This is a genomic window from Clostridium sp. CM036 (assembly GCF_055081135.1).
Window position 1 is genome coordinate 1,969,136 of sequence record NZ_CM143652.1, and the last position, 25,335, is coordinate 1,994,470.

General features: G+C 30.5%; 22 protein-coding genes. 8 read left to right on the top strand and 14 right to left on the bottom strand.

Annotated features, from left to right (window positions below; translation table 11 throughout):
• Positions 1-184: 184 nt before the first annotated feature.
• From queD to queC, 4 genes are read left to right on the top strand one after another with little or no spacing between them, the layout of a single operon-like run.
• Positions 185-616, top strand: coding sequence for a 6-carboxytetrahydropterin synthase QueD (gene queD / locus ACWJKE_RS09255; RefSeq protein ID WP_216302734.1), 432 nt, complete (start codon positions 185-187; stop codon positions 614-616).
• Between the two features lies 1 nt (position 617).
• On the top strand, positions 618-1,283 hold the full coding sequence (queE, locus tag ACWJKE_RS09260) for a putative 7-carboxy-7-deazaguanine synthase QueE (RefSeq protein WP_462958742.1): 666 nt from the start codon (positions 618-620) through the stop codon (positions 1,281-1,283).
• Between the two features lie 3 nt (positions 1,284-1,286).
• Positions 1,287-1,877, top strand: a complete 591-nt coding sequence (gene folE / locus ACWJKE_RS09265) for a GTP cyclohydrolase I FolE (RefSeq protein WP_216302732.1) — start codon at positions 1,287-1,289, stop codon at positions 1,875-1,877.
• Between the two features lie 39 nt (positions 1,878-1,916).
• Positions 1,917-2,573, top strand: a complete 657-nt coding sequence (queC, locus tag ACWJKE_RS09270) for a 7-cyano-7-deazaguanine synthase QueC (RefSeq protein WP_216302731.1) — start codon at positions 1,917-1,919, stop codon at positions 2,571-2,573.
• An 8-nt stretch (positions 2,574-2,581) separates the two neighbouring features.
• On the opposite strand, the gene ACWJKE_RS09275 is transcribed toward queC, so the two are convergent.
• The 3 genes from ACWJKE_RS09275 to ACWJKE_RS09285 all read right to left on the bottom strand — a co-directional run bounded on the left by ACWJKE_RS09275 (position 2,582) and on the right by ACWJKE_RS09285 (position 4,597).
• Entirely contained in the window at positions 2,582-2,728 is a 147-nt protein-coding gene (locus tag ACWJKE_RS09275) for a DUF2651 family protein (protein ID WP_369811888.1), read from the bottom strand.
• A gap of 102 nt (positions 2,729-2,830) precedes the next feature.
• Positions 2,831-3,739: a GNAT family N-acetyltransferase gene (locus ACWJKE_RS09280; RefSeq protein ID WP_216302729.1), complete on the bottom strand. Its 909-nt coding sequence runs from the start codon at positions 3,737-3,739 to the stop codon at positions 2,831-2,833.
• Positions 3,740-3,928: 189 nt separating this feature from the next.
• Positions 3,929-4,597: a hypothetical protein gene (locus ACWJKE_RS09285; RefSeq protein ID WP_216302728.1), complete on the bottom strand. Its 669-nt coding sequence runs from the start codon at positions 4,595-4,597 to the stop codon at positions 3,929-3,931.
• Between the two features lie 211 nt (positions 4,598-4,808).
• Between ACWJKE_RS09285 and ACWJKE_RS09290 the strand changes: the two genes are divergently transcribed.
• Both ACWJKE_RS09290 and ACWJKE_RS09295 read left to right on the top strand, forming a co-directional pair.
• Positions 4,809-6,893, top strand: coding sequence for a helix-turn-helix domain-containing protein (locus tag ACWJKE_RS09290; protein ID WP_220286444.1), 2,085 nt, complete (start codon positions 4,809-4,811; stop codon positions 6,891-6,893).
• A gap of 146 nt (positions 6,894-7,039) precedes the next feature.
• Positions 7,040-8,458, top strand: coding sequence for an MATE family efflux transporter (locus ACWJKE_RS09295; RefSeq protein WP_220319922.1), 1,419 nt, complete (start codon positions 7,040-7,042; stop codon positions 8,456-8,458).
• Between the two features lie 53 nt (positions 8,459-8,511).
• On the opposite strand, the gene ACWJKE_RS09300 is transcribed toward ACWJKE_RS09295, so the two are convergent.
• Complete coding sequence (locus tag ACWJKE_RS09300; RefSeq protein ID WP_462958743.1) at positions 8,512-9,162, bottom strand: Type 1 glutamine amidotransferase-like domain-containing protein; 651 nt, start codon at positions 9,160-9,162, stop codon at positions 8,512-8,514.
• Between the two features lie 511 nt (positions 9,163-9,673).
• On the opposite strand from ACWJKE_RS09300, the gene gltX reads away from it, so the two are divergent.
• Positions 9,674-11,329 (top strand): glutamate--tRNA ligase, encoded by a 1,656-nt coding sequence (gene gltX, locus ACWJKE_RS09305; RefSeq protein WP_462958744.1) that lies wholly within the window; start codon positions 9,674-9,676, stop codon positions 11,327-11,329.
• A 36-nt stretch (positions 11,330-11,365) separates the two neighbouring features.
• On the opposite strand, the gene ACWJKE_RS09310 is transcribed toward gltX, so the two are convergent.
• The 7 genes from ACWJKE_RS09310 to ACWJKE_RS09340 form a co-directional block, all read right to left on the bottom strand.
• Entirely contained in the window at positions 11,366-12,265 is a 900-nt protein-coding gene (locus tag ACWJKE_RS09310) for a sensor histidine kinase (protein ID WP_462958745.1), read from the bottom strand.
• A 39-nt stretch (positions 12,266-12,304) separates the two neighbouring features.
• The gene (locus ACWJKE_RS09315; protein ID WP_462958746.1) at positions 12,305-13,042 is read right to left on the bottom strand and encodes an ABC transporter permease; all 738 of its coding nucleotides are present in this window, start codon (positions 13,040-13,042) and stop codon (positions 12,305-12,307) included.
• Positions 13,035-13,958, bottom strand: a complete 924-nt coding sequence (locus ACWJKE_RS09320; RefSeq protein ID WP_462958747.1) for an ATP-binding cassette domain-containing protein — start codon at positions 13,956-13,958, stop codon at positions 13,035-13,037. Before ACWJKE_RS09320 ends, ACWJKE_RS09315 begins: the two co-directional genes overlap by 8 nt.
• 19 nt (positions 13,959-13,977) lie before the next feature.
• Positions 13,978-14,691, bottom strand: coding sequence for a hypothetical protein (locus ACWJKE_RS09325; RefSeq protein ID WP_462958748.1), 714 nt, complete (start codon positions 14,689-14,691; stop codon positions 13,978-13,980).
• Between the two features lie 190 nt (positions 14,692-14,881).
• On the bottom strand, positions 14,882-15,643 hold the full coding sequence (locus ACWJKE_RS09330) for a hypothetical protein (protein WP_462958749.1): 762 nt from the start codon (positions 15,641-15,643) through the stop codon (positions 14,882-14,884).
• Between the two features lies 1 nt (position 15,644).
• Positions 15,645-16,547: an ABC transporter ATP-binding protein gene (locus ACWJKE_RS09335; protein WP_462958750.1), complete on the bottom strand. Its 903-nt coding sequence runs from the start codon at positions 16,545-16,547 to the stop codon at positions 15,645-15,647.
• Positions 16,548-16,674: 127 nt separating this feature from the next.
• Positions 16,675-17,367 carry a response regulator transcription factor gene (locus tag ACWJKE_RS09340; protein ID WP_462958751.1) on the bottom strand — a complete coding sequence of 231 codons (693 nt, stop codon included), beginning with the start codon at positions 17,365-17,367 and terminating at the stop codon, positions 16,675-16,677.
• A 711-nt stretch (positions 17,368-18,078) separates the two neighbouring features.
• Here ACWJKE_RS09340 and ACWJKE_RS09345 point away from each other — a divergent pair.
• A complete protein-coding gene (locus ACWJKE_RS09345) occupies positions 18,079-20,688 on the top strand; it encodes a cation-translocating P-type ATPase (RefSeq protein WP_462958752.1) in 2,610 nt (869 codons plus the stop codon).
• A gap of 107 nt (positions 20,689-20,795) precedes the next feature.
• On the opposite strand, the gene ACWJKE_RS09350 is transcribed toward ACWJKE_RS09345, so the two are convergent.
• The 3 genes from ACWJKE_RS09350 to ACWJKE_RS09360 are packed head-to-tail and all read right to left on the bottom strand — an operon-like array spanning position 20,796 to position 25,305.
• Entirely contained in the window at positions 20,796-22,628 is a 1,833-nt protein-coding gene (locus tag ACWJKE_RS09350) for an ABC transporter ATP-binding protein (protein ID WP_462952562.1), read from the bottom strand.
• 15 nt (positions 22,629-22,643) lie between these two features.
• On the bottom strand, positions 22,644-24,446 hold the full coding sequence (locus tag ACWJKE_RS09355; protein ID WP_462952563.1) for an ABC transporter ATP-binding protein: 1,803 nt from the start codon (positions 24,444-24,446) through the stop codon (positions 22,644-22,646).
• 46 nt (positions 24,447-24,492) lie between these two features.
• A complete protein-coding gene (locus ACWJKE_RS09360) occupies positions 24,493-25,305 on the bottom strand; it encodes an SWIM zinc finger family protein (protein WP_220286451.1) in 813 nt (270 codons plus the stop codon).
• Positions 25,306-25,335: the final 30 nt, after the last annotated feature.

Below are 25,335 nucleotides of genomic sequence, written 5' to 3' on the forward strand. Positions count from 1 at the left end.
AAGACAGTTCTAAACCATCCTGTCTATAAACAAAACTAGGACGTAACTACCGTTTTAGGTAGCTTTTTTTGTATGAGGGTAGATTATGCCCTTTTTTATTTACAAAAAATTATAAACATGAAAAATAAAATGATTTTTTCGAAATATTAAGGATATTAACATAAATATTAAGAGGAGTGAACCCATGTATATTTTAAAGACAGAACACAGCTTTGACAGTGCACATTTTCTTTCTGGTTATAAAGGAAAGTGTTCAAATATTCACGGACATAGATGGAAAGTTGAAGTTTACGTTCAATCAGAAACCTTGGCACAAGGCGGACAACTTGACGGCATGATAATAGATTTTGGTGATCTAAAAAAAGATGTTAAAGATATGGTAGATTCTTATGACCATGCCTTAATAGTGCAAGAAGATACCATGAGAAGCGAAACCTTAAATTGTCTAAAGCAAGATGGCTTTAATGTAATTCTGGTTGATTTTAGACCAACAGCTGAAAACTTTGCATCATTTTTTTTTGAACTAATGAAAGATAAAGGTTATCTTGTAAAAAAAACTACGGTTTATGAAACGCCTACTAATAGTGCATCATATGAAGAAAGCGGGGCACGTTAAAATGAAATACAAAGTAGTTGAAAAATTTATAAGTGTTAATGGAGAAGGTCCTCTGTCAGGACAACTAGTAGTATTTATAAGATTTGCAGGCTGTAATTTACATTGTAGCTATTGCGATACCACCTGGGCCAATAATGAAAATGTTCGTTATGACTTCATGACGCCTGTTGAGATATACAAATATATAAAATCTACTAAAATTAGAAATATAACCTTAACTGGTGGTGAGCCACTGCTTCAAGAAGGAATTATAGAACTATTACAAACGCTCTCTAGCGATAAATCGCTTCATGTTGAAATAGAAACTAATGGTAGTGTTATTTTAGATGAATTTTTAAGTATAGAAAATCCACCAAGCTTTAATATGGATTATAAATTACCTTCAAGTAATATGGAAGATAAAATGACTTTAAATAACTTTAAATATTTAGGTTATAAAGATACAGTTAAATTTGTATCTGGCAGCAGGTCAGATTTACAAAAGGCCAAATTTATAATAGATAAATATGAGCTAACTAGCAAAACAAATGTATATATTAGTCCAGTATTCGGACAAATTGACCTAGAGGAGATTGTAGAATTTATGAAGTATAATAAAATGAATGGTGTTAATCTTCAAGTACAACTTCATAAAATCATTTGGGATCCAAATAAGAGAGGTGTGTAAAATATGGCAATTGATACGAAAGCAATTGAAGAACATATAAAAGGTATTTTAATAGCAATAGGTGATGATCCTTCAAGGGAAGGCCTTAAAGATACCCCAACCCGTGTAGCTAAAATGTACGAAGAAGTATTCGCTGGCATGCGATATAGCAATGATGAAATTTCAAAAATGTTTAATACAACATTTGTTGATGATTTAATAGTTGAAGAAGGGTCTCGTGATATGGTAATAATGAAGGATATCCAAATCTTTAGTCATTGCGAACATCATTTAGCTTTAATGTATGATATGAAAGTTACAGTTGCATATGTTCCTACCAAAAAAATTATTGGTTTAAGTAAAATTGCAAGAATAGCTGATATGGTAGGTCGCAGATTACAGCTTCAAGAAAGAATAGGTACAGACATAGCTGAGATTATGCAGATGGTTACTAACTCACGCGATGTGGCTGTTATTATAGAAGGTGAGCATGCCTGCATGACGACCCGTGGAGTAAAAAAGCCAGGCACTAAAACATTGTCAACTACTTTTAGGGGAAGATTTAATACTGATGTGATTTTAAATAATAAATTGATGATGCTTTATAGTAAATAAATAGAGGGTTTATAGTAAATAAGGGGAGGCGTATTAATTATGAATAGAGAAAAAGCAGTAGTAGTATTCAGTGGCGGACAAGATAGCACAACTTGTTTATTTTGGGCGCTGGCGAGATATAAAGAAGTTATAGCTGTATCTTTTGATTACGGTCAAAAACATATATTAGAACTCGAATGTGCAAAGGATATATGTAAAAAGCACGGCGTTGAGCATCATTTTTTAGACTTAAACCTATTAAACCAACTAGCACCAAATTCATTAACAAGAAAAGATATAGAGGTGGACACGTCAGCACCTAAAGATAGTGTACCTAATTCCTTCGTAGATGGAAGAAACTTATTATTCTTAAGTTTTGTAGCTGTGTTTGCAAAGCAAAGAGGTATAAGCAATATTATAACTGGTGTATCTCAAAGTGATTTTAGTGGATACCCAGATTGTAGAGATGTATTTATAAAATCTCTAAATGTTACCTTAAACTTAGCTATGGGTTATGATTTTGTAATTGAAACACCTTTAATGTGGATTAACAAGGCAGAAACTTGGAAAATGGCTTATGATTTAGGTGTACTTGATATAGTTAAAGAGGATACTTTAACTTGTTATAATGGAATAAAAGGTAATGGTTGTGGAGACTGCCCCTCTTGTAAACTAAGAAAAAATGGATATTTAGAATTCAAAGAAAAAAATCTATAAATATTATTTTATAGATTTTTTCTTTTGTTAACCAACTCATTCCTAGATATAATGATTAAATCTCCTATAAGTGTTCCAAAAAAAGAAATAAGGGTGTATACAAAACACCAAATTAGAAAACTTGAATTAAATACAGTAAAGGTTACACTCAACAAACTCCAAAGTTAATCAGTAAAATAACAAGCATTTAATAGATTTAAATCGAAATCAATATAAAAAAAGATGTTCCTCAGTAGATATAATGAACATCTAGTGCTTTAATATACTACATAATAATCCATTACAGAAATTTCTTCAAATCCACAGGATTCATAAAGTCCAAGTGCATTTTTATTTGACCTAGAAACTTCAATAAAAATATTATCTACATTTTTATTATTTAATATATTAAGGGCAGAATTTAAAATTTCTCGTCCATATCCCTTTCTTCGAAAATCTGGAATTACTCCAACTCCATAAATAAACCCCTCATTATCATTTATACAAATATGAATTTTACCTATAATTTCCCCATTAAGCTCAGCCATATAACTAATAAAATTATCATCCACATTAATTGACGGTTTTTCCATGTCCATTTTATCCTCTTTATCATGAGCATCTTTTTTAGGAGTTCCAAAATAAATAGAACTTTGCCTATCAATTTCAACCGCGTCTTCACTTGTTGATGCCAATCTAAGTTTAATTACATTGCTAGGAGTAGCCTCTAATACTTTCTTATTTAAGCACATTTTATACTCTGAACAACCATATTCTGCTCCAATGGAGTTAATAAATGCAAGGCCCGAAACCGATGTATGGTCACATATCATTAACACCTCTTGAGGACATATTCTTTGCCATTCTTCCTTAGCAATTAAATATAGTTTTTTAAAGATTCCTTTTCTACGAAAATTAGGGTGTACCATACCGCTTATTTCTACTGTAGCTCCTCCGAAATTGCATAAGCCTAAATAACCTACTAGAATTTCATTTTCATAATATAGGAACTCTCCAACAATTTTATTTTTTACATTTTTTTTTCTTTGGCGCATTTTAAGACCAAGTTCTAATTTCAAATTAATTTTTTGTTTTTCATAGCAAGCAGCTTCCAAACTTTTAATAGCTTCATATTCTTCTTCATTTAATTCCAACTTTATAGAAATTGTATGATGATAATTATCCATCGTTTTTCCCCCTAATTTAAAAATTCATATTTAAAGTATAATCTACATTTTAGTGTATCTCAATGCAAAAAACATATAAATCAGATGTATAAATTATTGATACATACGATTTATATGTTTTATTTTTATTTTTAATTCTTGCATTATATGTTACTACCCTAAATAAGACACTTTATCAACAATTTAAATTTAGATCCTACTACTATTTTTTTTGCTATTCATATCTCTATATATAACCTTCCAAAAATGTCTAAGCGTATGTACCCATTCATAAAGAAAACCTGTTTTACAAAAGAAAAGCTCATCCTCTTTTGTTTTTACCTTCTGTTTAAATGGATAGTCGTTGAGATTTCCAGAATAACAAATAAACTTTTCCATAATGTCACAAATTTCTGTTGGTGTTATCTGATAGGGTTCTAATGAAGTAAGCTTGATCCCTCCTTGCCTTAATGCTTCCATGACAAATTCAGAACATATATATGTCTTGTAAACAGCATGCTTCTTATTAGAAATAATCCCAATAGCTTGAAGAAAATTATAGTAATATATCTCAGTATCATTATATATATCATATATGAATTTACTTATTAATTCATATTTTCTAACAGTTACTGGTATCCGATATACATTAATAGGAACATCTTTTTCAAGTCCTATGGTAAGCGTAAATGCACTTTCTCTCACTATACCTCCTACAAGGGGATTGCTAATTGAAAATCTACAAAAGGAATACATTTGAATTAAATTTTTATCCAGGCTAATTGATGCATGATTATATTTTTCTTTTAAAAATTTTCTAACTATCTTGCCTGTAGAAGTTGGTGTTCTTGAAATAACAATATAAATATATTTCCCCATTAACTCCTCCTTACAACTTCTAAATACATATCAATTCTTGAAGTATTACAATAATATTGTTTCCATATTATTCATTTATTATGTAATTTTTCAGTAAATTGTTAACCCTCCATATTTTTATTTTTTCCTGCAACTTACCATGTGGGTATAACTTTTAAATTCATGATGTATAATATACCTATACATAATAATTAATGAAGAGGTTATTACAATGAGAAAAGAATATATAAGTTATATAAACGATTTACCTATAAGCATTTCCCTTGAGAATATAAAGGATTATCCAATCCATTGGCATAATTCTATAGAAATAATCTTTGTGCTTGAGGGCACTATTAATGTACTTATAGAATCAGAGAATTATGAAGTATACGCACATGAGCTTGAAATCATAAATTGTGATGAACCCCATAGAATTTATTCAAATGAGAAAAATAAGGTTTTAATTTTTCACTTGGATTTTACATTTTTTGAAAAGTATTATGATGATATGAAAAATATTTATTTTTATACGAACTCTAGTAAAGAAGGTGCACAACATGAAGAAAAATATGATATTTTAAGGCAATACTTATCTATACTAGCTTGCGAGGTAATACAAAAAAGTGAAAACTTTGACGATCATATAGATGCTGTTTTAGTAAAATTATTATTCCATTTAATAAATAACTTTCACTATCTTACTTATGAGAACGCTTTAAAAGAAAATGTAATGCAATTTCAGAGGTATCATAGAATCATCAAGTACATATATAATAACTACATGAATAAAATTACTTTACAGGATATAGCTAATCAAGAATACTTAAGTTCTTACTATTTATGTCATCAAATAAAAGACATCTCTGGAACAACTTTTAAAGATTTAGTAAATAATGTTCGAGTAGATGAATCTATTAAACTACTATTAGATACTGATAAAACAATCTCAGATATTTCTTTGGATGTTGGCTTTTCTCATGCTAGGTATTATAATAAGAGCTTTAAAGATTACTACAAGTGTACTCCTCTGCAATTCAGAAAAAAATATCATATACCAGAGGAAGAATTTGATAGCTTTAAAAAAGTAGAAACTTATGATTTATCTAGCTCACTTCAGTATTTATCTTATTATTTAGAGGACTATGATAGATTTAACTATACTAACAAAATTATAAAACTCCAAACAGATTTCGCATACCCAAGCACAGAATTACAACATAAATGGAAGGAAAAAATAAATTTAGGACAAGCAAAAGAACTTATTAAAGCACGGGAACAAGGATATTTAAGAGCTATTCAAGATGCTATAGGTTTTAAAAATGGTATAGTTCAAAACCTATTTGGAAAAGAAATGAAAATATATTTCAATGAGAATGTAAGGTTTTTAAATTGGAATGAAGTTGAAAAACTTTTAGAATTCTTAATGGATATATCCCTTGTACCATTAATAATTTTGAATCAGACTTTTGAAGATAAAAGTTCTTTCATAAAACTTTTAGAAAGCTTTATACTATATTTTGCTAATATATATGGAATTGAGGTAGTAAAGCTGTGGAAATTCCAAGCCTCAAAGGATTTATCTGTAGAGTACATAAATATTACTCGCGAAATTTTTGTAAAATATAAATTGCAAAATTTAATAGAGGATCCTTTTAATGTTCCTAAAGCTATAAATACTATTTATGATTCTTCCTATATGCTTCCATATATTATTCATAATTTTATTAACAACAATAGCAGTCTGCTCACCCTAAAAGCTTTTGATACCGTGGAGGAGAACTCAATTTTAAACAACGAATTGTTTTTTGGTTCACCAGGCCTACTTACTTTAGATGGTATAAAGAAAGCTTCCTACTACGCTTATTATTTATTATCAAAACTAGGAAATGAGGTTGTAGACCAAGGTGATGGATATATTATCACAAGGCAAGATGAAGATATCCAGGTCTTACTTTACAGTTACAGTGATGAACTTAATACCCTGATTAAGTTAGAGGATTTATCTAAAGGTAAGGGTAGTAAAAATATTACTGAAAGAAAAATATCATTATCCATTAAAAATTTAGTGCATGACTATAAAGTTATTAAATATGAAATTGGAGAAAAAGTTGGATCAGCTTACGATATTTGGTTACGCATGGGTAAGCCGAAAAGACTGGGTTATGATGAATGGAAAATTCTAACTAAGATTTCTGCTCCCAATATTTCTTTATCTTTTGCAAAAAAAACTGCAGTTTATAATAACATAATAAAGATTGAAGGCTATGGTTCTACCTTAATAGTTCTTCAAGAAGTACAAAAACACCTGTTTTAAGGTGTTTTTTTGTTATTTAAGTATTATCCATTCTCACATGTCAGCAACTTTGTACTTTTTATGTAGCAATTGTGTGAATGTTAAAATATTCATAACAGCGTATAATAATATTAAGGAAACAAATTGATTAAGGAGAAGTGGATTTCATGACAATGAGTAGCGTCACAGAAAGCAATAAAATGTTTGGCGAGGAAAAAATCTGGAAACTGTTATTAAAATTTTCCGTGCCAGCAATAATTTCTTTAATGGTAGCAGAAATGTACAACATGGTAGATTCTATGTTTTTGGGACAATCAATAGGAGCTAATGCAATCGGTGCTTTAACCATAGCCTTTCCAATTCAAAGATTATTTTTAGCTATATCTATGCTTATAGCCATTGGTGCTTCTACCGCCGTTGCAAGAAGCTGTGGAGACGAGGATTTTGAAAATTTAAGAATTATTATACCTAATGCTATAGTTCTAATGTTTATAATAATATCTGTGTTTAGTTTTAGCATTTTTATTTTTCAAGATAAAATTTTACTTAGCTTAGGTGCTTCGCAAAATACATTTCCTCTTGCAAAAGATTATGTAAGTATAATATTAATGGGAGTTTTATTTCAATCCTTTACATTAATTGCATCTTATATTATAACTGCTTTTGGAAACACTAAAATAGTTTTATTAAGTACTTCTATTGGAGCAATTTGTAATGTAATTATAGATTATTTCCTAGTAAATGTATTTTCATATGGAGTAAAGGGAGCTGCTATCGCAACAGTAGTATCTCAGATAATCGCTTTTATATATGTTTTAATTGTATTTATAAAAATAAAAAAGGGATTAAAATTTTCTTTTAAATTAACCCTTAATAAAGCAGTATCAATTGGAATAATATGTGTTGGGTTTTCAACCTTTATAATAGAGATATCAGATGCCGTAGTCGCTGCTATCTTAAACAATTTACTAGCCTCTTATGGCGGAGATTTGGCCATCGTAACAGTTGGTTTAACTACAAGAGTTTCAATGTTTTTGTTTATGACGATTATGGGTATAAGTTCAGCTATGCAACCTATAGCCGCATATAATTATGGTGCTGGAAATTATACAAGATTAAAAGAAGTTGTTAAAACATCTATAATTGCAGTATCTGTAAGTTCAACTTTATTATGGGCAATATTCATGATCTTTTCAAAACAACTTATAGGATTATTTATAAATGATCCTGCCATTATACAACAGACAGCAAAGGCTTTTAAAGTAGTTATAGCTGTATTCCCTTGCATTGGAGTATATTATTTATCAATCGCCTATTGCCAAGCTATAAATAGAGTTAAAGCCTCTTTAAAATTATCTATTTTTAGACAACTAATAGTATTTATTCCACTAGTATATGCCTTTGTAAGTGGTTTGGATATGGGTGTATTTGGAGCATGGCTTGCTTATCCTGTATCGGACATGATATCCTTCATTACAGCTGCTATATTCATTAAATATACTTATATTTCTTTAGAAATACTAGAGATGCATCAAATTTTCAAGAATAATAAGACTAAACTTAGACTTGCTAATGCAACTATTTAATATTTTATATTTCCAGTAAAAGTCGATGTATAAATTATTACATCGACTTTTAACTAAGCTTTCCTTATTTCACCTTCTTTTATCATTTTTATATCCCCATAAAAGTGCAATTTATTATCAATCACAATGATTCCATCGCCATCATTACATGTATAAACTGTATTGCCCGTATTGTTAGAATATTCCTTTAAATCCTCTAAATAATGACTGTGATGATTCCAATGCGGCATAAAGTCAAAATCAACTAGATCTAAAGATGATAAATCTGATAATCCAACTATATCTTCATCACCAAATTGTGCAGCTGATATGTCTTTTGCCATCATTATTGCCCCTGCGCTTAATCCTATAACATAACCTCCATTTTCAACATACCTTCTAAGTCTAGTTATAAAATATCTTTTCTTTAAGCTATTTAAAAAGTAATAGGTATTCCCTGATGATAGATATATTACTTCCGATTTAAATATTTTATCTATTTTTTCTATATTACAAAAATAATCTATATCAAAATAATTAAATTCGAAGTTCCCGTATTCACTTAACTTATTTTTTGTTTTTTCAAAACACTTTAAATTTCTATCAGTCATTGAAGGTATATAGCTTAAAGTATATTTTTTATCTAAAAATAATTCTTTCATCTTTTTTTTCAAATTAACATTATCTTTTTCAGTAAAATCGCTTAGCAGAACCAATGCTCCCATATCATCATCTCACTTCCATATTTTTCCCTTAAGTCTTTACTTTTGATAACTTCTAATTATATGTTTCATTTATTTTATATATTATACCTTATTTTTCAAAACCTAGACATTTGTATAGTTTTATTGCTTTTTCAGTAGCCATAGGTGCACTTCTAAAGCTTTGACTTCTTATACTTTTTCCACTCGTGATGCTATTCTATTCTATACAACTACATCTTGACACCTTATGTAATTCTAAATGCTAGCCTTATTATAAAATTGACGCCAAGTTATCTCCCAATATATATATATTGTTAATTTTTGCTTAAAATATAATTTGTTGTATGTTGACAATCTAGATAATATATGTATAATTAGTGTTAACTATAATGGAAAAGAAAAGTAATTGTAATTTCAATTTAAAGATAACCAATAAGTTTACCTTTCATCCTATTATAGGATGATAGGTTTTTTTATTTTTAATTAAATTATCACGTACATTGCTTCACTTTTATAAGAAAGGATGATTAAAATGGATTATATAAAACTATCAGATTTACTGCTCCCTAACATAACCACAACTCCAGAACACTATAGAGAGTTTTATCCAAAAAGAAATCTTAAACCTAATGCTATGGTTACAAGATATGCCCCAAGTCCTACTGGCTTCCAGCATCTTGGAGGTGTATTTGCGGCTCTTATATCTGAAAGACTAGCTCATCAAAGCGAAGGAATATTTTATCTTAGAGTAGAGGATACTGACAAAAAGAGAGAGGTTGCTGGCGCCATTGAAGACACCACTAACACTCTAAGGGATTTTGGAATTCTTTTTGATGAAGGAGTTGTAGATTCTGATAATGAAAAGGGTACATATGGACCTTATAAACAAAGCGACAGAATTAGTATATATCATGCTTTTGTAAAATCACTAATAAAAAAAGGATTAGCTTACCCTTGCTTTTGCACTGAAGAAGCTTTAGATAACACAAGGAAAACTCAACAAGAACTTAAAATTAATACAGGGTATCATGGAAAATGGGCTATTCACAGAAATTCTAGTCTTAATGAAATTAATTCTGAGTTATCAAAAGGCACACCTTATGTTATAAGACTTAGATCTCCTGAAGAATCAGGTCGAAGAGTAGTTTGTAATGATTTAATTAAAGGAACTATAAGTATGCCAGAAAACGACCAAGACATTGTGATCCTTAAAACTAATGGGATTCCAACATATCATTTTGCACATGCAGTAGATGATTATTTAATGGGAACAACCCATGTAATCCGTGGTGAAGAGTGGCTTTCGTCTCTTCCTATACATTTGCAACTATTTGAAATGTTAGGATGTACTCCTCCAGAATACGCTCATATACCTACAATTATGAAAATGGATGGGACATCAAAACGTAAGCTCAGTAAAAGAAACGACCCTGAAATTTCCGTAGATTTTTATAAATCTCAAGGTTATCCTTTTATAGCTGTAACTGAGTACCTTGTAAATCTTATTAACTCTAATTTTCAAGAGTGGAGAGATACCCATGAAGATGAACCTTGCACAAACTTTAATATCACCCTTGAAAACATGAGCAAAAGTGGAGCTCTATTTGATATTTTAAAACTTAATGATATTAGTAAAAATGTTATAGCCACTATGGATGCATCCACCGTATACGACCTTTATCTTAATTGGGCTAAACATTATGATACTACAATTGCAAATGAACTAATTGAAAATGAAGATTATTCTAAAAAAATATTTAATATTGAAAGAGAAAATGAAAAGCCAAGAAAAGATTTTGTAAAATGGTTAGATGTAAAAGAACATATTGAATATTTCTTTGATGATCTTTATAAAAACAGCATAAAAGGTAGTTACAATTTCCCTACCCATATACCAATGGATGAGGTAAGAAGAGTACTTACTAGCTATATAGATGTATATGATCATTCCCATGATAATGACACCTGGTTTGCAACCCTTAAAGCGCTAGCACTCGAACTTGGGTATGCAAAAAATGCTAAAACTTATAAAAAGAATCCAGATTTATTTATAGGTCAACTATCAGATGTTGCCACAATAGTAAGGGTAGCAATAACCAATAAAACACAAACTCAAGATTTACATGAAGTAATGCAAGTTATGGGTGAAAACCGTGTTATTGAAAGATTAAGTCAAAATTTTATTTAAGAAATAAAATTGCCACCTACATGTAGGTGGCAATTTTTATAGTCTTTTAAATTCACAACAAATGCATAACACGTCATTAATAATATCCGCTGTTATGATTGCATTCATTTTTTCTACTAATGTTTTTACAATAGAAAGTCCAAGTCCTGTTCCTTTTTCTGAGCGGGTTTTGTCTGCCATGTAAAATCTGTCAAAAATCTTTTCTACATCTTCTAAAGATAAATTTATAACTGTGTTTGTTATTTTTAATAATACCACATTTGAGTTGGTTTCTAAATAAATTGATACATTATCTCTTGCGTATTTAATAGCATTACTTAGCAAATTTTCAATTATTCGCTCTAAAGATTTTTTTTCTGCTATTATATAAATGTTTTGATTTGGTATTTGTATATTGGGCTTCAAATTTCTACTTGTAAAATCACTATACTTGCCAAGTAATATTTCTTGCAATATATTGGTAATATTTATTTTTTCAAAATCCAATTCAAAATCTTGGGATTCAACTAAAGATAGTTCATAAAAATCATTTAATAAGCTTTCAAGAGATTTAGTCCTCTGCTCCGCTATGTTTAAATATTCCACTCTTTCTTCATCACTTATATTATCTAGTTTTAAAAATTGAATATATCCCTTTATTGATGTTAATGGCGTTCTAAGGTCGTGTGACATATTTGCAATGTTTTGTTTTAGATCATTCTGAAATTTAATTTTGCTTGCTTCACATTGTTTTCTCATATTTATAGTGTCATTAATAACTTTAGTTAATGCTTCAATTTCTGGATTTATAAGACCTATAGTTATTTTTTTATCTATATTGTTTTCATTGATATCTATAAGCTGATTTGTTACACTTATTACTTGCTTTTTCATATAAAATAAGCGAGCAAACAAAATCACTGATGCAACTAATAGTCCTACAATTATAAATATCACTTTATCTCCCACCTTTGCTATATATGTTTTTTTCTAAAATCACTTAATCTCTGCTTTGTTAAAAAAATACACACTTAATAATGTTAAAACTACTATTGTTGTTATAGAGATTCCTATTATTTTAAACCCCTGTGAAAATTCAACATAATCCGTGTCCAAAAACAATGATTGGCCAAATATAGTTTTATTTAAAATTTTAATAATAAGGTATTTTCGAAAAATTAAACCTCTGCAAACTCTATTAACTGTATCTACTAAAATGAACGCTCCCACTGTAATTATGCTATTTCTAGACATAAATGATATTAAAACTGCAATACTTCCTATGCCAATATATATAAGAACCATAAGAAACGATAATTCAAGTATAAATGCAAGTGAATTCAAAGTAAATACTTCACCATATCCGTTCATAATAGTGTTTATTATAGTAATTAAAATTGGAGACGTTAAACTTATCATTGCGATTCCAACATAATAAGATATACTTTTTGCTATAACAATATCCCGTCTTTTATGCCCACAAGCAATTAAATTTTTTATACATCCAGTGCTAAATTCATCACCTATATAACATGCCGCAAACGCGCCTATTAGCATGTATAATGCTATAAATTCTTGTGCCCCAAACACCTGTAATAGCACCTGTTTCCCCGTCATTTCCTTACTAAATGTTATAGGACACAAAATTGATTGAACTACCATTAATACTAATATCAACTTGAATGTTTTTGATGTTTTCAATTTGTAAAATTCAACTTTTAATAAATTAAGCATTTAATGCACCACCTATTACTTTAGTAAAGTAATCTTCTAAGTCATCTCCCATAGGCATAATTTCTTCTACTGAAATTCCTTCCCCTGAAAGGGCCTTCGACACTTTCCCTGCATTATCTACATAATCATATAATTTAATAATATTATTAGGTAAAACCTGAAAATTTGTTGTTTGTAACTTTGTATTTAACACAACTGATGCTTTTGCAGCATCGTCTACTTTAATGTGAATAAGTTTTTTACATTTATCCTCTAATTCACTATCTGTAATTTGTTCTATGAGTTTACCATTATGAATTATTCCATAGCAATTTACCAGTTGATGAAGTTCTGCTAATATGTGACTAGATATTAACATTGTAACTCCATTTTCAATGTTTAGCTTTTTTAATAACTCCCTTATCTGTATTATTGCAATAGGGTCTAATCCATTAATAGGCTCATCTAACATTAAAAATTCTGGTTCACTAAGAAGTGCCATTGCTATTCCTAATTTTTGTTTAATGCCTTTAGAAAAATTTCTCACCTTTTTATTCTTTAAATCTACTAATCCTACATCATTTAAAACTTTTTCTATACACTCTTTTCCTGGTATACCCTTTTGAATCCTTTCAATTTCTAAATTTTCATAAGCAGTCTTATTAACATAAATTCCAGGTATTTCTATCAAGCACCCCATACGCCTTCGACTAGATTGTATATTAATTTCATCACTTTTCCCAAATAACTCCAAACTTCCCCTATCCTTTACGCAAAGGCCAGCTATAACCCTCATTAATGTGGTTTTACCCGCTCCATTTAATCCAATAAGTCCATATATCTGCCCCTTCTTAATAGTCATATCAACAGTATCTAGTACCTTTATTCCTTTATATATCTTTGAAACTGCTGTAGTTTTTACTATTACATTATTCATAATGTGCTGCACCCTTTCTTTACATATTTTTTTTATTAATTATAATGCAAGTTGCTATAAGAAATATAGACCCACTAATAAGCATCACCATTGACTGATTAAAATTGTATTTCAAATGATAAAATCCTATATTAGCATTGTAAAATGGTGAATTTCTTATAACACCTTTTAATGTTTCATTTTTGCTTGATGATAGTGCCTGTGCCAGTAGTACCAAAATCAAATCAAAATACAAGACATAAGTAATTATGCCAGTAAATATTCCATTAGCTGTGCAGGCTGAAACCAGCAATATAAAAGAACCTATTGTAAATGCATAAATTAAAAACACATACAAATTATTTCCTAAGGTTTTAATATTTAATAAATTTGAAGTACCTTGTCCACCATATATACTAAATATAACTGCTACAATTTCATAAAATATAAGATAAACTAAAGCCATCATACAAAAGCTAATCAATTTTGAAATAATTATTTCACTTCTACTAAATATACCAGTAAAAATTATTCTATCAGTCTTATTTTCAAATTCCTGTGCTAATGAAAAACAGAAACTAGTCAACCATATATATGGAATAGCCGTAAGTACTACAAAAGAAATATATTTTGATTTATCTATTATTAAAAGCAAAAGGAATATAGGTATAAGGATAACCACACTAATTACTATGTTTTTAATGAAGTTTTTTCTTTTCATTTCCAAGGTAAGAACATTTAATATTCTTTTCAAATCTAATCCCTCCATTATTATAACATTTGACGAAAATAGCCATCAAATCATCACCTTCGGTGCTGCAATATTAACGACTTCTGAAGGAGATTTAGACCCCCACTGAGGTTTTATTTTTGTTATAGCATGTAACTCCCACTTATAGAATTGGGAGACTTTCCTTCTGAAATGTCGCTAAACAATACTCCCTCTATTTAATCCCCCTTTTATTTATAATAAACATTGAAGATGCTAAAAAAATAACGCCATAAACTACAGCTATTAATAATTCGTATCTATTGGCTCCTCCCAATGTTAAATTCATTGTGCAATCTGTCCAAATGTAAAAAGGTGTTTTAGCGTAAATTGAAATTTTTTCAATAAATAATGGTTCCCTAAAGACTTTAATTATCAATCCAGCATTATAAAAATTTATAGCACTTAAAAATAATATAATAAGCAAAATGCTTTTCTTTTCGCTAAAAGTAATAGAAATTATAAGAATCATTAGCGATCCCATTGAAAATGTTACCGCACTATAAGTAATAATTATTTGTAAATGATTTATGCTTAAAAATCCAGAAATTCCTATTTTGCTATATTGTAATATAGCTACCAATAAACAATTTAATTCCACTAATATTGAAACAAATACAGATAACATAATTAGTGACATTATTTTAGAAAACATTATTTCAACTCTTGTAAAAACTCCTGTAAAGAGGGTTGTAGTAGTATTAGATCTTATATCATTTCGAAGAATTGACACACTCATATATAATATTGCAATAAATAGAAACCGCCCAAATTCAGAAGTATGATCTATAATTTGAAATGATTTCATTGATCTTATCTGAACTAAAACAACCCACATAATAGAATAAGCAAAAGCAGCTAAAATTAATAATATTGACTCTGTCGAACGTACTATATTTTTAACATTCAGGTAAGATAACTTTAATAACTTAAGCATTTTACTCATCTCCTATAGTCCTCAAATATTTTTCTTCTAAACTTTCCTTCACCTCATATACTCCTGTAAAAGGTATTTTTGCAGAGCTTACATCTAAAATTAAGCTTTCTAATTCAAAAGCTTTTATAGTTACATGAATAGTGTCTTCCCCTAAAATTTTATAAGTTAAATTTTTAGTTTCAAAAAGTGTTTTAAGTTCATGTAATTTACTAGTTTTAAAAGCAACAACATCATTATCTTTTTTAATTTTCTTTAAATTTTCAACCTTTATTAGCATGCCTTGTTGTATAAATGCAACTTTATCACACATAAGCTCAATCTCTGAAAGAATATGACTTGACATCAATACCGCTGTTTGTTTTTCCTCAGCTATGTACTTTATAAATTCCCTAAGCTGAGGCACTATTGCAGGATCTAATCCATTAGTAGGTTCATCTAATATTAATATAGGTGGATATGATAAAACTGCTTGGGCCACTCCTAATCTTTGCTTCATTCCCAATGAGTATTTTTTGACTTTCTTATCCATATAACCGTCAATACCTAATTTTTTAATAATTTCATCTATTTCTTTCTTATCTTCTAATCCAGATACCGCTGCGAAAAAAAGTAAATTTTCATAACCTGTTAAATCCGGATAAAAGCCTGGTGTTTCTATAACACAACCAATCCGTTTTGTCTTGCACCTTTTAATACTTTTTATATTTTCTCCTTTTATATAAACATCTCCATCATATTTTTTAACTAGACCCGTAATAATTTTCATTAACGTAGTCTTGCCTGCACCATTCGGACCTACAAGTCCAATAATTTCTCCTTCATTTATAGATAACTCTACTTTATCTAGCACCTTTTGATTTCCATAAACTTTACTTATATTACTTAGCCTTAAAACTTCACTCACTTTAACTCCCCCAAATTTTTTATTTCTTATATATTTATCTTAATACTCAATGCATAAGAGAAATTAAAGAACTCCTTAAGAAAACCTTAAGAATAAAAAAATAACTAGTATATTTACTAGTTATTTTTTATGATATTTTATATCCCATACCCCATATTGTTTCTATGTATTGTTCATTAGGATTTGCCTTATGTAATTTATTTCTTATATTACTCATATGAACATTAATTGTATTGTCATCTCCTAAATACTCACTTTCCCAAACACTTTCAAACAAATTAGCTTTACTAAATACTTTTTTAGTGTGAGACAGAAACAACTCAAGTATTGTAAATTCTCTAGCTGTTAATATTAACTCCTGGTTATTTACAATAACTTCTTTAGTTTCTTTGTTTAGAACTATATCTTTATATGTTAAATTCCGCTCACAATTATCACTATTATTAAAATCCATATATCTTCTAATATTTGCTTCAACCCTAGCTGAAACCTCCCCTATATCAAAAGGCTTTGTAATATAATCATCTGCTCCTAGCTTTAGCATATCTATTTTATCTTGTTTATCTATTTTCGCTGAAATCACAATTACTGGCATTTGCTTAATTTCCCTTATACCCTTTAATACTTCGTCTCCATTCATTCCAGGCAACATTAAATCAAGTAGTACCAATTGAAAATCATTGTTTTCAATATACATCATAGCCTCTGTACCTGAATAAGCTTGTCTTACGTTATAATTATCTTTTTGCAAAAGTCTAGCTAACATACTATTTATATAATCATCATCTTCTATCACTAATATATTAATATCCTTATTCATACTCCACCCCCAATCTGCAACCTTTATACCACCTATTTCATTATGTATTTATTGTTTTTTTAAGGGCATCCGGAAGGTTACCCTTATACTATATCATGATTTATACTTTTTTATTTTAAATATTACCATTAAATCTTCTACGGAGCTGCAACAGCTTCGCAGAAGGTGCATTGACGACTTCAAAAGGAGATTTATACTCCGACTGAAGTTTTCTATTTGTTAGGGTAAGTAACTCCTACTTATAGTAGGTACTCTTGCTTATAGAAGTGGGAGACTTTCCTTCTGAAATGTCATTAAAAATTATGTACTTACACTCTCTTATTTTTATCATAATTAACATTTGCAGTTACCTTCATCTCTTAATATATTGAATATTTGATATATTTATGTTGACAAATTCACTTAAAAATATTAGTATATGAGTATAAAGATTATGTACGGGTTACAAAATAATATATGTAGAGGGAGTAACTTCCTGTTTTTTTTAGCAGGTTCAAAGTCGTCACCACGGATTAAATCCCGGCTTTGATAACTTCTAAAGTTTAGTAAGACTCTACAATTGATATAACCATCAATTGTAGAGTCTTTTTTATTTTGCCCTGTTACTATAATCAATAGGTTTTATATCTATTTTTATTAACTATTTTTCATTTTATAGTAATAAAACAGAGATAGTGCTTACACTATCCTACTTTGAGAAGGGGGACAATAATGAAAATATTTTATAATCAAACATCAAAAGAAGTGATGAGCACTCTGGGGGTTAATGACAAAGGACTAGATGACCTTGCAATAAAAAACAGGCGGGAAGAACAGGGCTTTAATGAATTAACTGAAGCTGCTAGAAAAAGTCACATACATGTGTTTTTAGATCAGTTCAAAGACTTTTTAGTATTAATACTTATAGGCGCTGCAATAATATCAGCCTTCCTTTCAAAGTTTGAGAGTACACTTGTTATAATTGTAGTTATTGTTATAAATGCGATTCTTGGAACTCTTCAGCACATTAAAGCAGAACAATCTTTAAAAAGCCTTCAGGCTCTTTCCTCTCCCACAGCCAAGGTTCTAAGAAATGGTCAAAAGCTAGAAATCCCTTCAAAGGAATTGCTGGTTGGAGATATCTTATATTTAGATGCAGGAGACTATGTAAGTGCTGATGGAAGAATAATTGAAAACTACAGTCTTCAGGTAAATGAAAGTTCTTTAACAGGTGAGTCAGAAAGCGTTTTAAAAACAACAAATATAATAAATGAGGATAATTTATCAATTGGTGATAAAAAAAATATGGTGTTTTCCGGAAGTTTTATAACCTATGGAAGAGCTGTTGTTTTAGTTACATCTATTGGAATGAAAACAGAACTAGGTAAAATAGCTAACCTTTTAGAAACTGCAAAGGAAAAGAGGACTCCATTACAAGTTAATTTGGATAACTTCGGTAAAAAACTTGCCTTTGTTATACTTGCAATATCAACTCTTATTTTCGCTCTCAATATATTTAGAGACTATGCAATTATTGACTCCTTCATGTTTGCTGTATCTCTTGCTGTTGCTGCAATACCTGAAGCCTTAAGCTCAATAGTAACAATAGTTCTTGCCATTGGAACCCAAAAAATGTCTCATGAAAATGCGGTTGTAAGAAAGCTTCATGCAATTGAAAGCTTGGGAAGCATTTCAGTGATATGCTCAGATAAAACTGGAACGCTAACACAGAATAAAATGACTGTACAAAAGGTATATGTTGATGAAAAAGTATTGTCGCATGATGAACTTGACCATGATAATCTTTTGGAAAAGAATCTTGTACTAATGGCGCTATTATGTAATGATGCTGTAACTATTAAAGACAAAGAGATTGGTGATCCCACTGAAGTTGCACTTGTAAACCTAGGTGAATTATACGATTTGGATGAGCTAGATATCAGAAAAGACTATCCAAGAGCTTTCGAGGTACCCTTTGATTCCGATAGAAAACTAATGAGTACAGCAAATAAACTTAAAGACAAAACCTTTATGATAACCAAGGGTGCACTTGATGTACTTTTATTAAGGACGATAACTATTGTTACATCAAGTGGAGTTAAAACCCTCACTGATGATGATAAAACGGAAATTGAAAGGGTAAATAGGGAATTTTCTGAAAGTGGACTCAGAGTTTTAGCTTTTGCTTATAAAGAAATAGAAAATGGAAAAACAATTGATACGTGCGATGAAAATGACTTGACATTTGTAGGTCTAATTTCCATGATGGATCCTCCAAGAGCGGAATCTAAAGTCGCAGTTGCAGAATGTATCAAGGCTGGCATTAAGCCAGTAATGATAACTGGAGATCATAAAATAACCGCTTCTGCCATAGCTAAACAAATAGGTATATTAAATAATGGATCTGTTGCTATAGAAGGCTATGAAATTGATTCCTTAAATGATGAAGAGCTTAAATCTAAGGTGGAAAATATTTCTGTATATGCAAGAGTATCCCCTGAACATAAGATAAGAATAGTAAGAGCATGGCAAGAAAGAGGAAATGTAGTGGCAATGACCGGTGATGGTGTAAATGATGCCCCTGCTTTAAAACAAGCAGACATTGGTATAGCTATGGGAATAACGGGTACTGAGGTTGCTAAAGATGCTGCTTCTATAGTACTTATGGATGATAACTTTTCAACCATTGTAAAGGCAATTTCCAATGGCAGAAGTATATATTCAAACATAAAAAATTCAATCAAATTTTTATTATCTGGAAATTCTGCCGCTGTAATCTCGGTGCTTTATACTTCACTTGCAGCGCTTCCAATGCCTTTTGCACCAGTGCACCTTTTGTTTATCAACTTGGTTACAGATAGCCTTCCAGCTATTGCAATAGGACTTGAGCCTCATAATAAAAATATAATGGATGAAAAACCTAGAAATATAAACTCACCTATATTAAATAAATCCTTTTCAATAAAAGTACTACTTGAAGGGTTACTAATTGCACTATGTACAATGACAGCGTTCCATATAGGATTATCCACCGGTGATACTGTGGTTGCAAGCACAATGGCCTTTGCAACACTGTGTTTATCAAGACTGCTCCATGGATTTAACTCTAGGTCACAAGAATCAATATTTAGAATAGGAGTTTTCTCAAATAAATATTTATGGATTGCCACTATATTAGGTTATTTACTTTTAGAATTTGTTTTAAGCTTTAAGCCATTTATGGGAGTTTTCGAAGTAGCTACTTTAACAATAACCCAACGTGCTATGATATATGGACTCTCCCTTATGCCTCTAATTCTTATTCAAATATATAAACTATTATTTGTAAGAGCTCATACGTAATATACTAAACTATAGAATAGGGACGGTTAATAACTTCTAGTAAAGTTATTAACCGTCCCTTGTATTTATAATTTATTATATCAGAATTTTCTATGCGGTGCTTTCTCTTAAGAAAGCACCGTTTTGCTTTCCATTTCCTTATCTTCTAAGAGCTGATTTGTATATAGTTTATAGTAATAACCTTTTCTTTTTAGTAGTTCTCTGTGATTTCCTGATTCCGTAATCTTTCCATTTCTTATAACAAGAATTCTATCTGCAGATACTATGGTAGAAAGTCTATGGGCAACCACAAAACTAGTTCTACCATTTAAAACTTTTTCTATGGCATTTTGTATCATTCTTTCTGTTTCCGTATCTATAGATGATGTAGCTTCATCAAGAACAAATAGTGCTGGATCTGCTACAATGGCTCTAGCAAAGGAAATAAGTTGTTTCTCCCCTGTGGATAGATTCCCTCCCCCTTCACCAACCTGCGTATCATAGCCTTTTTCTAGTTTACTTATAAACCCATGAGCATTTACAAGCTTTGATGCATTTTCAATTTCATCGAAGGTTGCATTAAGCTTTCCATATATAATGTTATCTCTAATATTTCCACTAAATAAATGTGGGCTTTGAAGTACATAGCCTAGATTAGATTGAAGCCACAATAGTGATCTTTCTCTATAATCTTTTCCATCAATTAATATTTCTCCACTACTTGGTTCATAAAATCTACAAAGTAGGTTTACTAAAGTGCTTTTACCAGAACCTGTTTCTCCAACTAATGCTATAGTTTCACCTTTTTTCACTTTTAGGTTAAAGTTTTGAAACACCTTTTCTCCATTTTTATAGGAAAAGCACACATCTTTAAACTCAATATCTCCATGTATTTCTTCCCAGTTTTCTTGTTTTGCATTAAATAAATCTCCGTACTTTTCAATCACATCATTTTTATCCCATATATCTGGCTCAGTTTCTATTAAAGCTATAATTCTCTCTGCAGATGCTTGAGCATTCTGAAGTTCTGCAATGGTTCCAGCTAGCTGACTTACAGGGTCGAAGAACTGCACAGTATAAGCAATAAACATTACAAAAGTACCATAAGATAACGATTGTGATATAACCCTATCCCCTCCTAGCCATAAAGCAAAACCTGCTCCTACGCTTCCCATGGATATAACAATTGGAAGAAAGAGAGCAGAGAACATAGCTGCCTTAACTGAAGAATTTCTCATATTGCCTGCATCTTGTTTAAATTCGTTTAAGTTTTCTTCTTCACGAACAAGAGTTTTAGTAGTTTTAGCTCCAGATACCTCTTCACTAAAATCCGCAGTTAAATGTGAATTTAATTTTCTAACCTTTCTATATGATATCAATATTTTTTTTTGAAAAAATATCCCTATTAAAAATAAGAATGGCACCACACTCATGCTTATAAGAGTTAGCTTTACGTTATTATAAAGCATTACTCCTATAAACCCAATCATCATAACTATTGCCCACACCATATCAATTAATCCCCAGGATATTATTTCACTAAGCCTTGTTACATCTGAGGTCATCCTTGCCATAAGCCATCCCACTGATGAGTTATCATAATATGAAAAAGATAGCTGTTGAAGCCTTTTAAACCCAAGCTTTCTTATATGATAAGCTAAGTGCGTTTCAATTTTACCTGCATGCATTATAAATAATCTTACATTTAACGCTTGAAAAACAATTATGCAAAAGTAAACTAATGCAAATATTGCAAGCCCGTCTATGGTTTTCTTTGCAATAAAATTATCAATAGCATACCTTGTAAGTAGTGGCATTACTACATCTACGCCTGCCACACCTACCATTAGGAAAGCCAAAAATATAAGTCCATTTTTGAATTCTGTAAGATATTTAAAGAGCTTTCTCCATATACCTATATCTATTTTTTTAGTAGCTTTATTTTCATCTATCCTATCCATAATATCACCTGCCTTTTACTCATTAAGCACCTGCTTTTCATCCTTTATGGAATCTAACGATGTCTGTATATCCCATATTCTTTTATAGATACCATCCTTTTTAATGAGTATGTCATGGGTTCCTATGTCCTCAATCTTTCCATGATTTATTACAATAATTTTATCCGCAGCCATAACTGTAGAAATTCTGTGAGAGATTATGAAGGTAGTATTACTTTCACTTTTCTTTTTAAGTTTTCGCCTTATAACTCTATCAGTTTCAGTATCCACCGCACTTAGTGAATCATCAAATATCAATATAGGCATATTGTTTATAAGTGTCCTTGCTATGGCGACCCTTTGCCTTTGTCCTCCTGACAAGGTAACACCCTTTTCTCCTACAATAGTGTCATACCCCTTTTCAAAAGAAGATATAACATTATGCACATCAGCTACTGTAGCCGCATCATGAATTTCTATATCTTCAGAGTCTATCTTTGCCATTTTGATATTTTCCTTTATAGTTCTTGAATAGAGAAAAGGCTCCTGAAGCACTATTCCAACATTACTTCTCATATGCTTTCTTTCAATATCCTTAAGCTCTACTCCATCAACCTTTATAGACCCACTGTTATAGTCATAAAGTCTTAATAATAGATGCACTAGCGATGACTTACCTGAACCTGTTGGTCCAACAATAGCCACTGTTTCGCCTTTCTTTACTGTGAAAGTTATATCGCTTAAAATTTTATTATCTTTCTCGTATTCAAAGTTTACATTTTCAAAGCTTATATCACCTTTAATTTGTGGCTTAAGTGCTTTTCCATATTCTTGTTCTACGTGCGCTTCAAGAACATTCGTTATTCGCTTAAGCGAAACTGACATTTTGCCCATATCTGAAAGAATTCTACCCAGCTGCCTTACTGGCCATAATAACATTCCTTCATATGTGTTAAATACCACCAAACTGCCCAAACTTATTTCGCCATTAACTGCAAAATATATGCCCGATACTAAAACCAAACCAATTTGAGTCATACAAAGTATATCTGATGTAGACCAATAAATTGAATGTAGCTTTACTAATTTGAAATTTAAATCTCTATATTTCATATTCTCTTTTTCATATTTTTCAATTTCAAACTTTTGCCTTCCAAAAGCTTTTACCACGCGTGCTCCACTTAAATTTTCTTGAAGCACTGAGGTTAGTACCCCCTCTTGTGCATCTGAGTGCTCAAAAGTGTCCTTTATTTTATAAAAGAACACATATGAAAATACAAATATAATTGGTACTATTACCATGGCAATAATCGTCATTTTTTTATTAAGTGATAACATCATTAAAATTGCGAATGTTACTATAAAAAACGCTCTTCCTATTTCCACCATTTGCGTCGCAAAGAATTTTCTAACGGTATCTACATCTGACGTACATCTTTGAATAAGATCACCTGTTTCTGCTTTTACATGATATCCATATGGCAAATTCTGAATATGATCATACAGCTTAACTCTCATATTTCTTGCAATATTTTCAGCAGCGCGAGCAGAAAGATTCCCTCTTAGGAATAAGAAAACCCCTCTTATACATGTTAATATTACAAGCCCCAAAGCACATATCCATAGATTTCTCGAAAGCATACCTGTGCCACCTAATAGCATAACCAATTTTTGCATAGGTAATGGAACGTCCATTGGTTTATTTCCTATTATTGAATCTATTGTTACTTTTATAACCATAGGCTCCAGCATTGCTATGAAAGTAGCTACTGCTATAGAAATTATTGCTGTAATATATAATAATCTATTTCCTTTAGTTAACTTTAAAAGTTTTTTCATATAATTTGTCTCCTTGTAGCTGGGCCTATTTGATACTGGTTATTAATCACTTTTCATGTATATACTTTCTAGTCTCCTCTTCAGCGCTAGTATACGCTGTCCCCATTTTGCACCTAAACTCATCTGTGCTTGTGCAAAAGTCTGGAATACCCAATGTTTTTATAACTCCATGCTTAACTTCGGGTGTTATATAAGAAAATGTCATGTTTAATACATCATCATCTATTTTATTAAAATTTTCAAATTCTCTTTTTAAATCTTCAATAGTTTTTCTTGACCTACGGTGTATTTTTGCTTTTCGTTTAACCTTTTCACCTTCATTTCCACTTCTTAAAGTTCTCAAAGCTTGTAAAAATTCATCTTTATCCATGCCTCTCAGTTTTAAAATTACAAAGGGATCCTTATCAAACTCAACCCCAAGCATATAATGAACTGCAGCGATATGTTTGCATGGGTTTGCAACGTCTGAGCAGGAACACTGAGTTACTAAATGTATTTGTTTTTTGGGAAAAAGAGAAACTCCGGCTTCTTTAAAAGCTTCCTCTATATTTTCAGGCATTTCTCCATTTAAAAGTTTAGCGCAAAAAATAGCTTTTTGAGACATAATCTTCATGATTTTTCCCCACTGCTGCTCCGAAAAACTATCAAGCTCCATATTCACTTTATAAGGTGTTAATCTGCTTCCCTGAACTTCTGCCTCAATTTTCCCCTTTGAAACCTCTATGCTCAGTACATTTCCACCTCTTGCATATTCTCGTCCACTGTCAACTCTAGAACTTATAGTAAAGCTCGAAATTGCGTTATTCCATTTTTTAGACCACCAATTGCTACCAAATTCATTTCTTATTCTTCCAGCCACAGGTTTCCACCTCCTTGCCAATGTCTATGT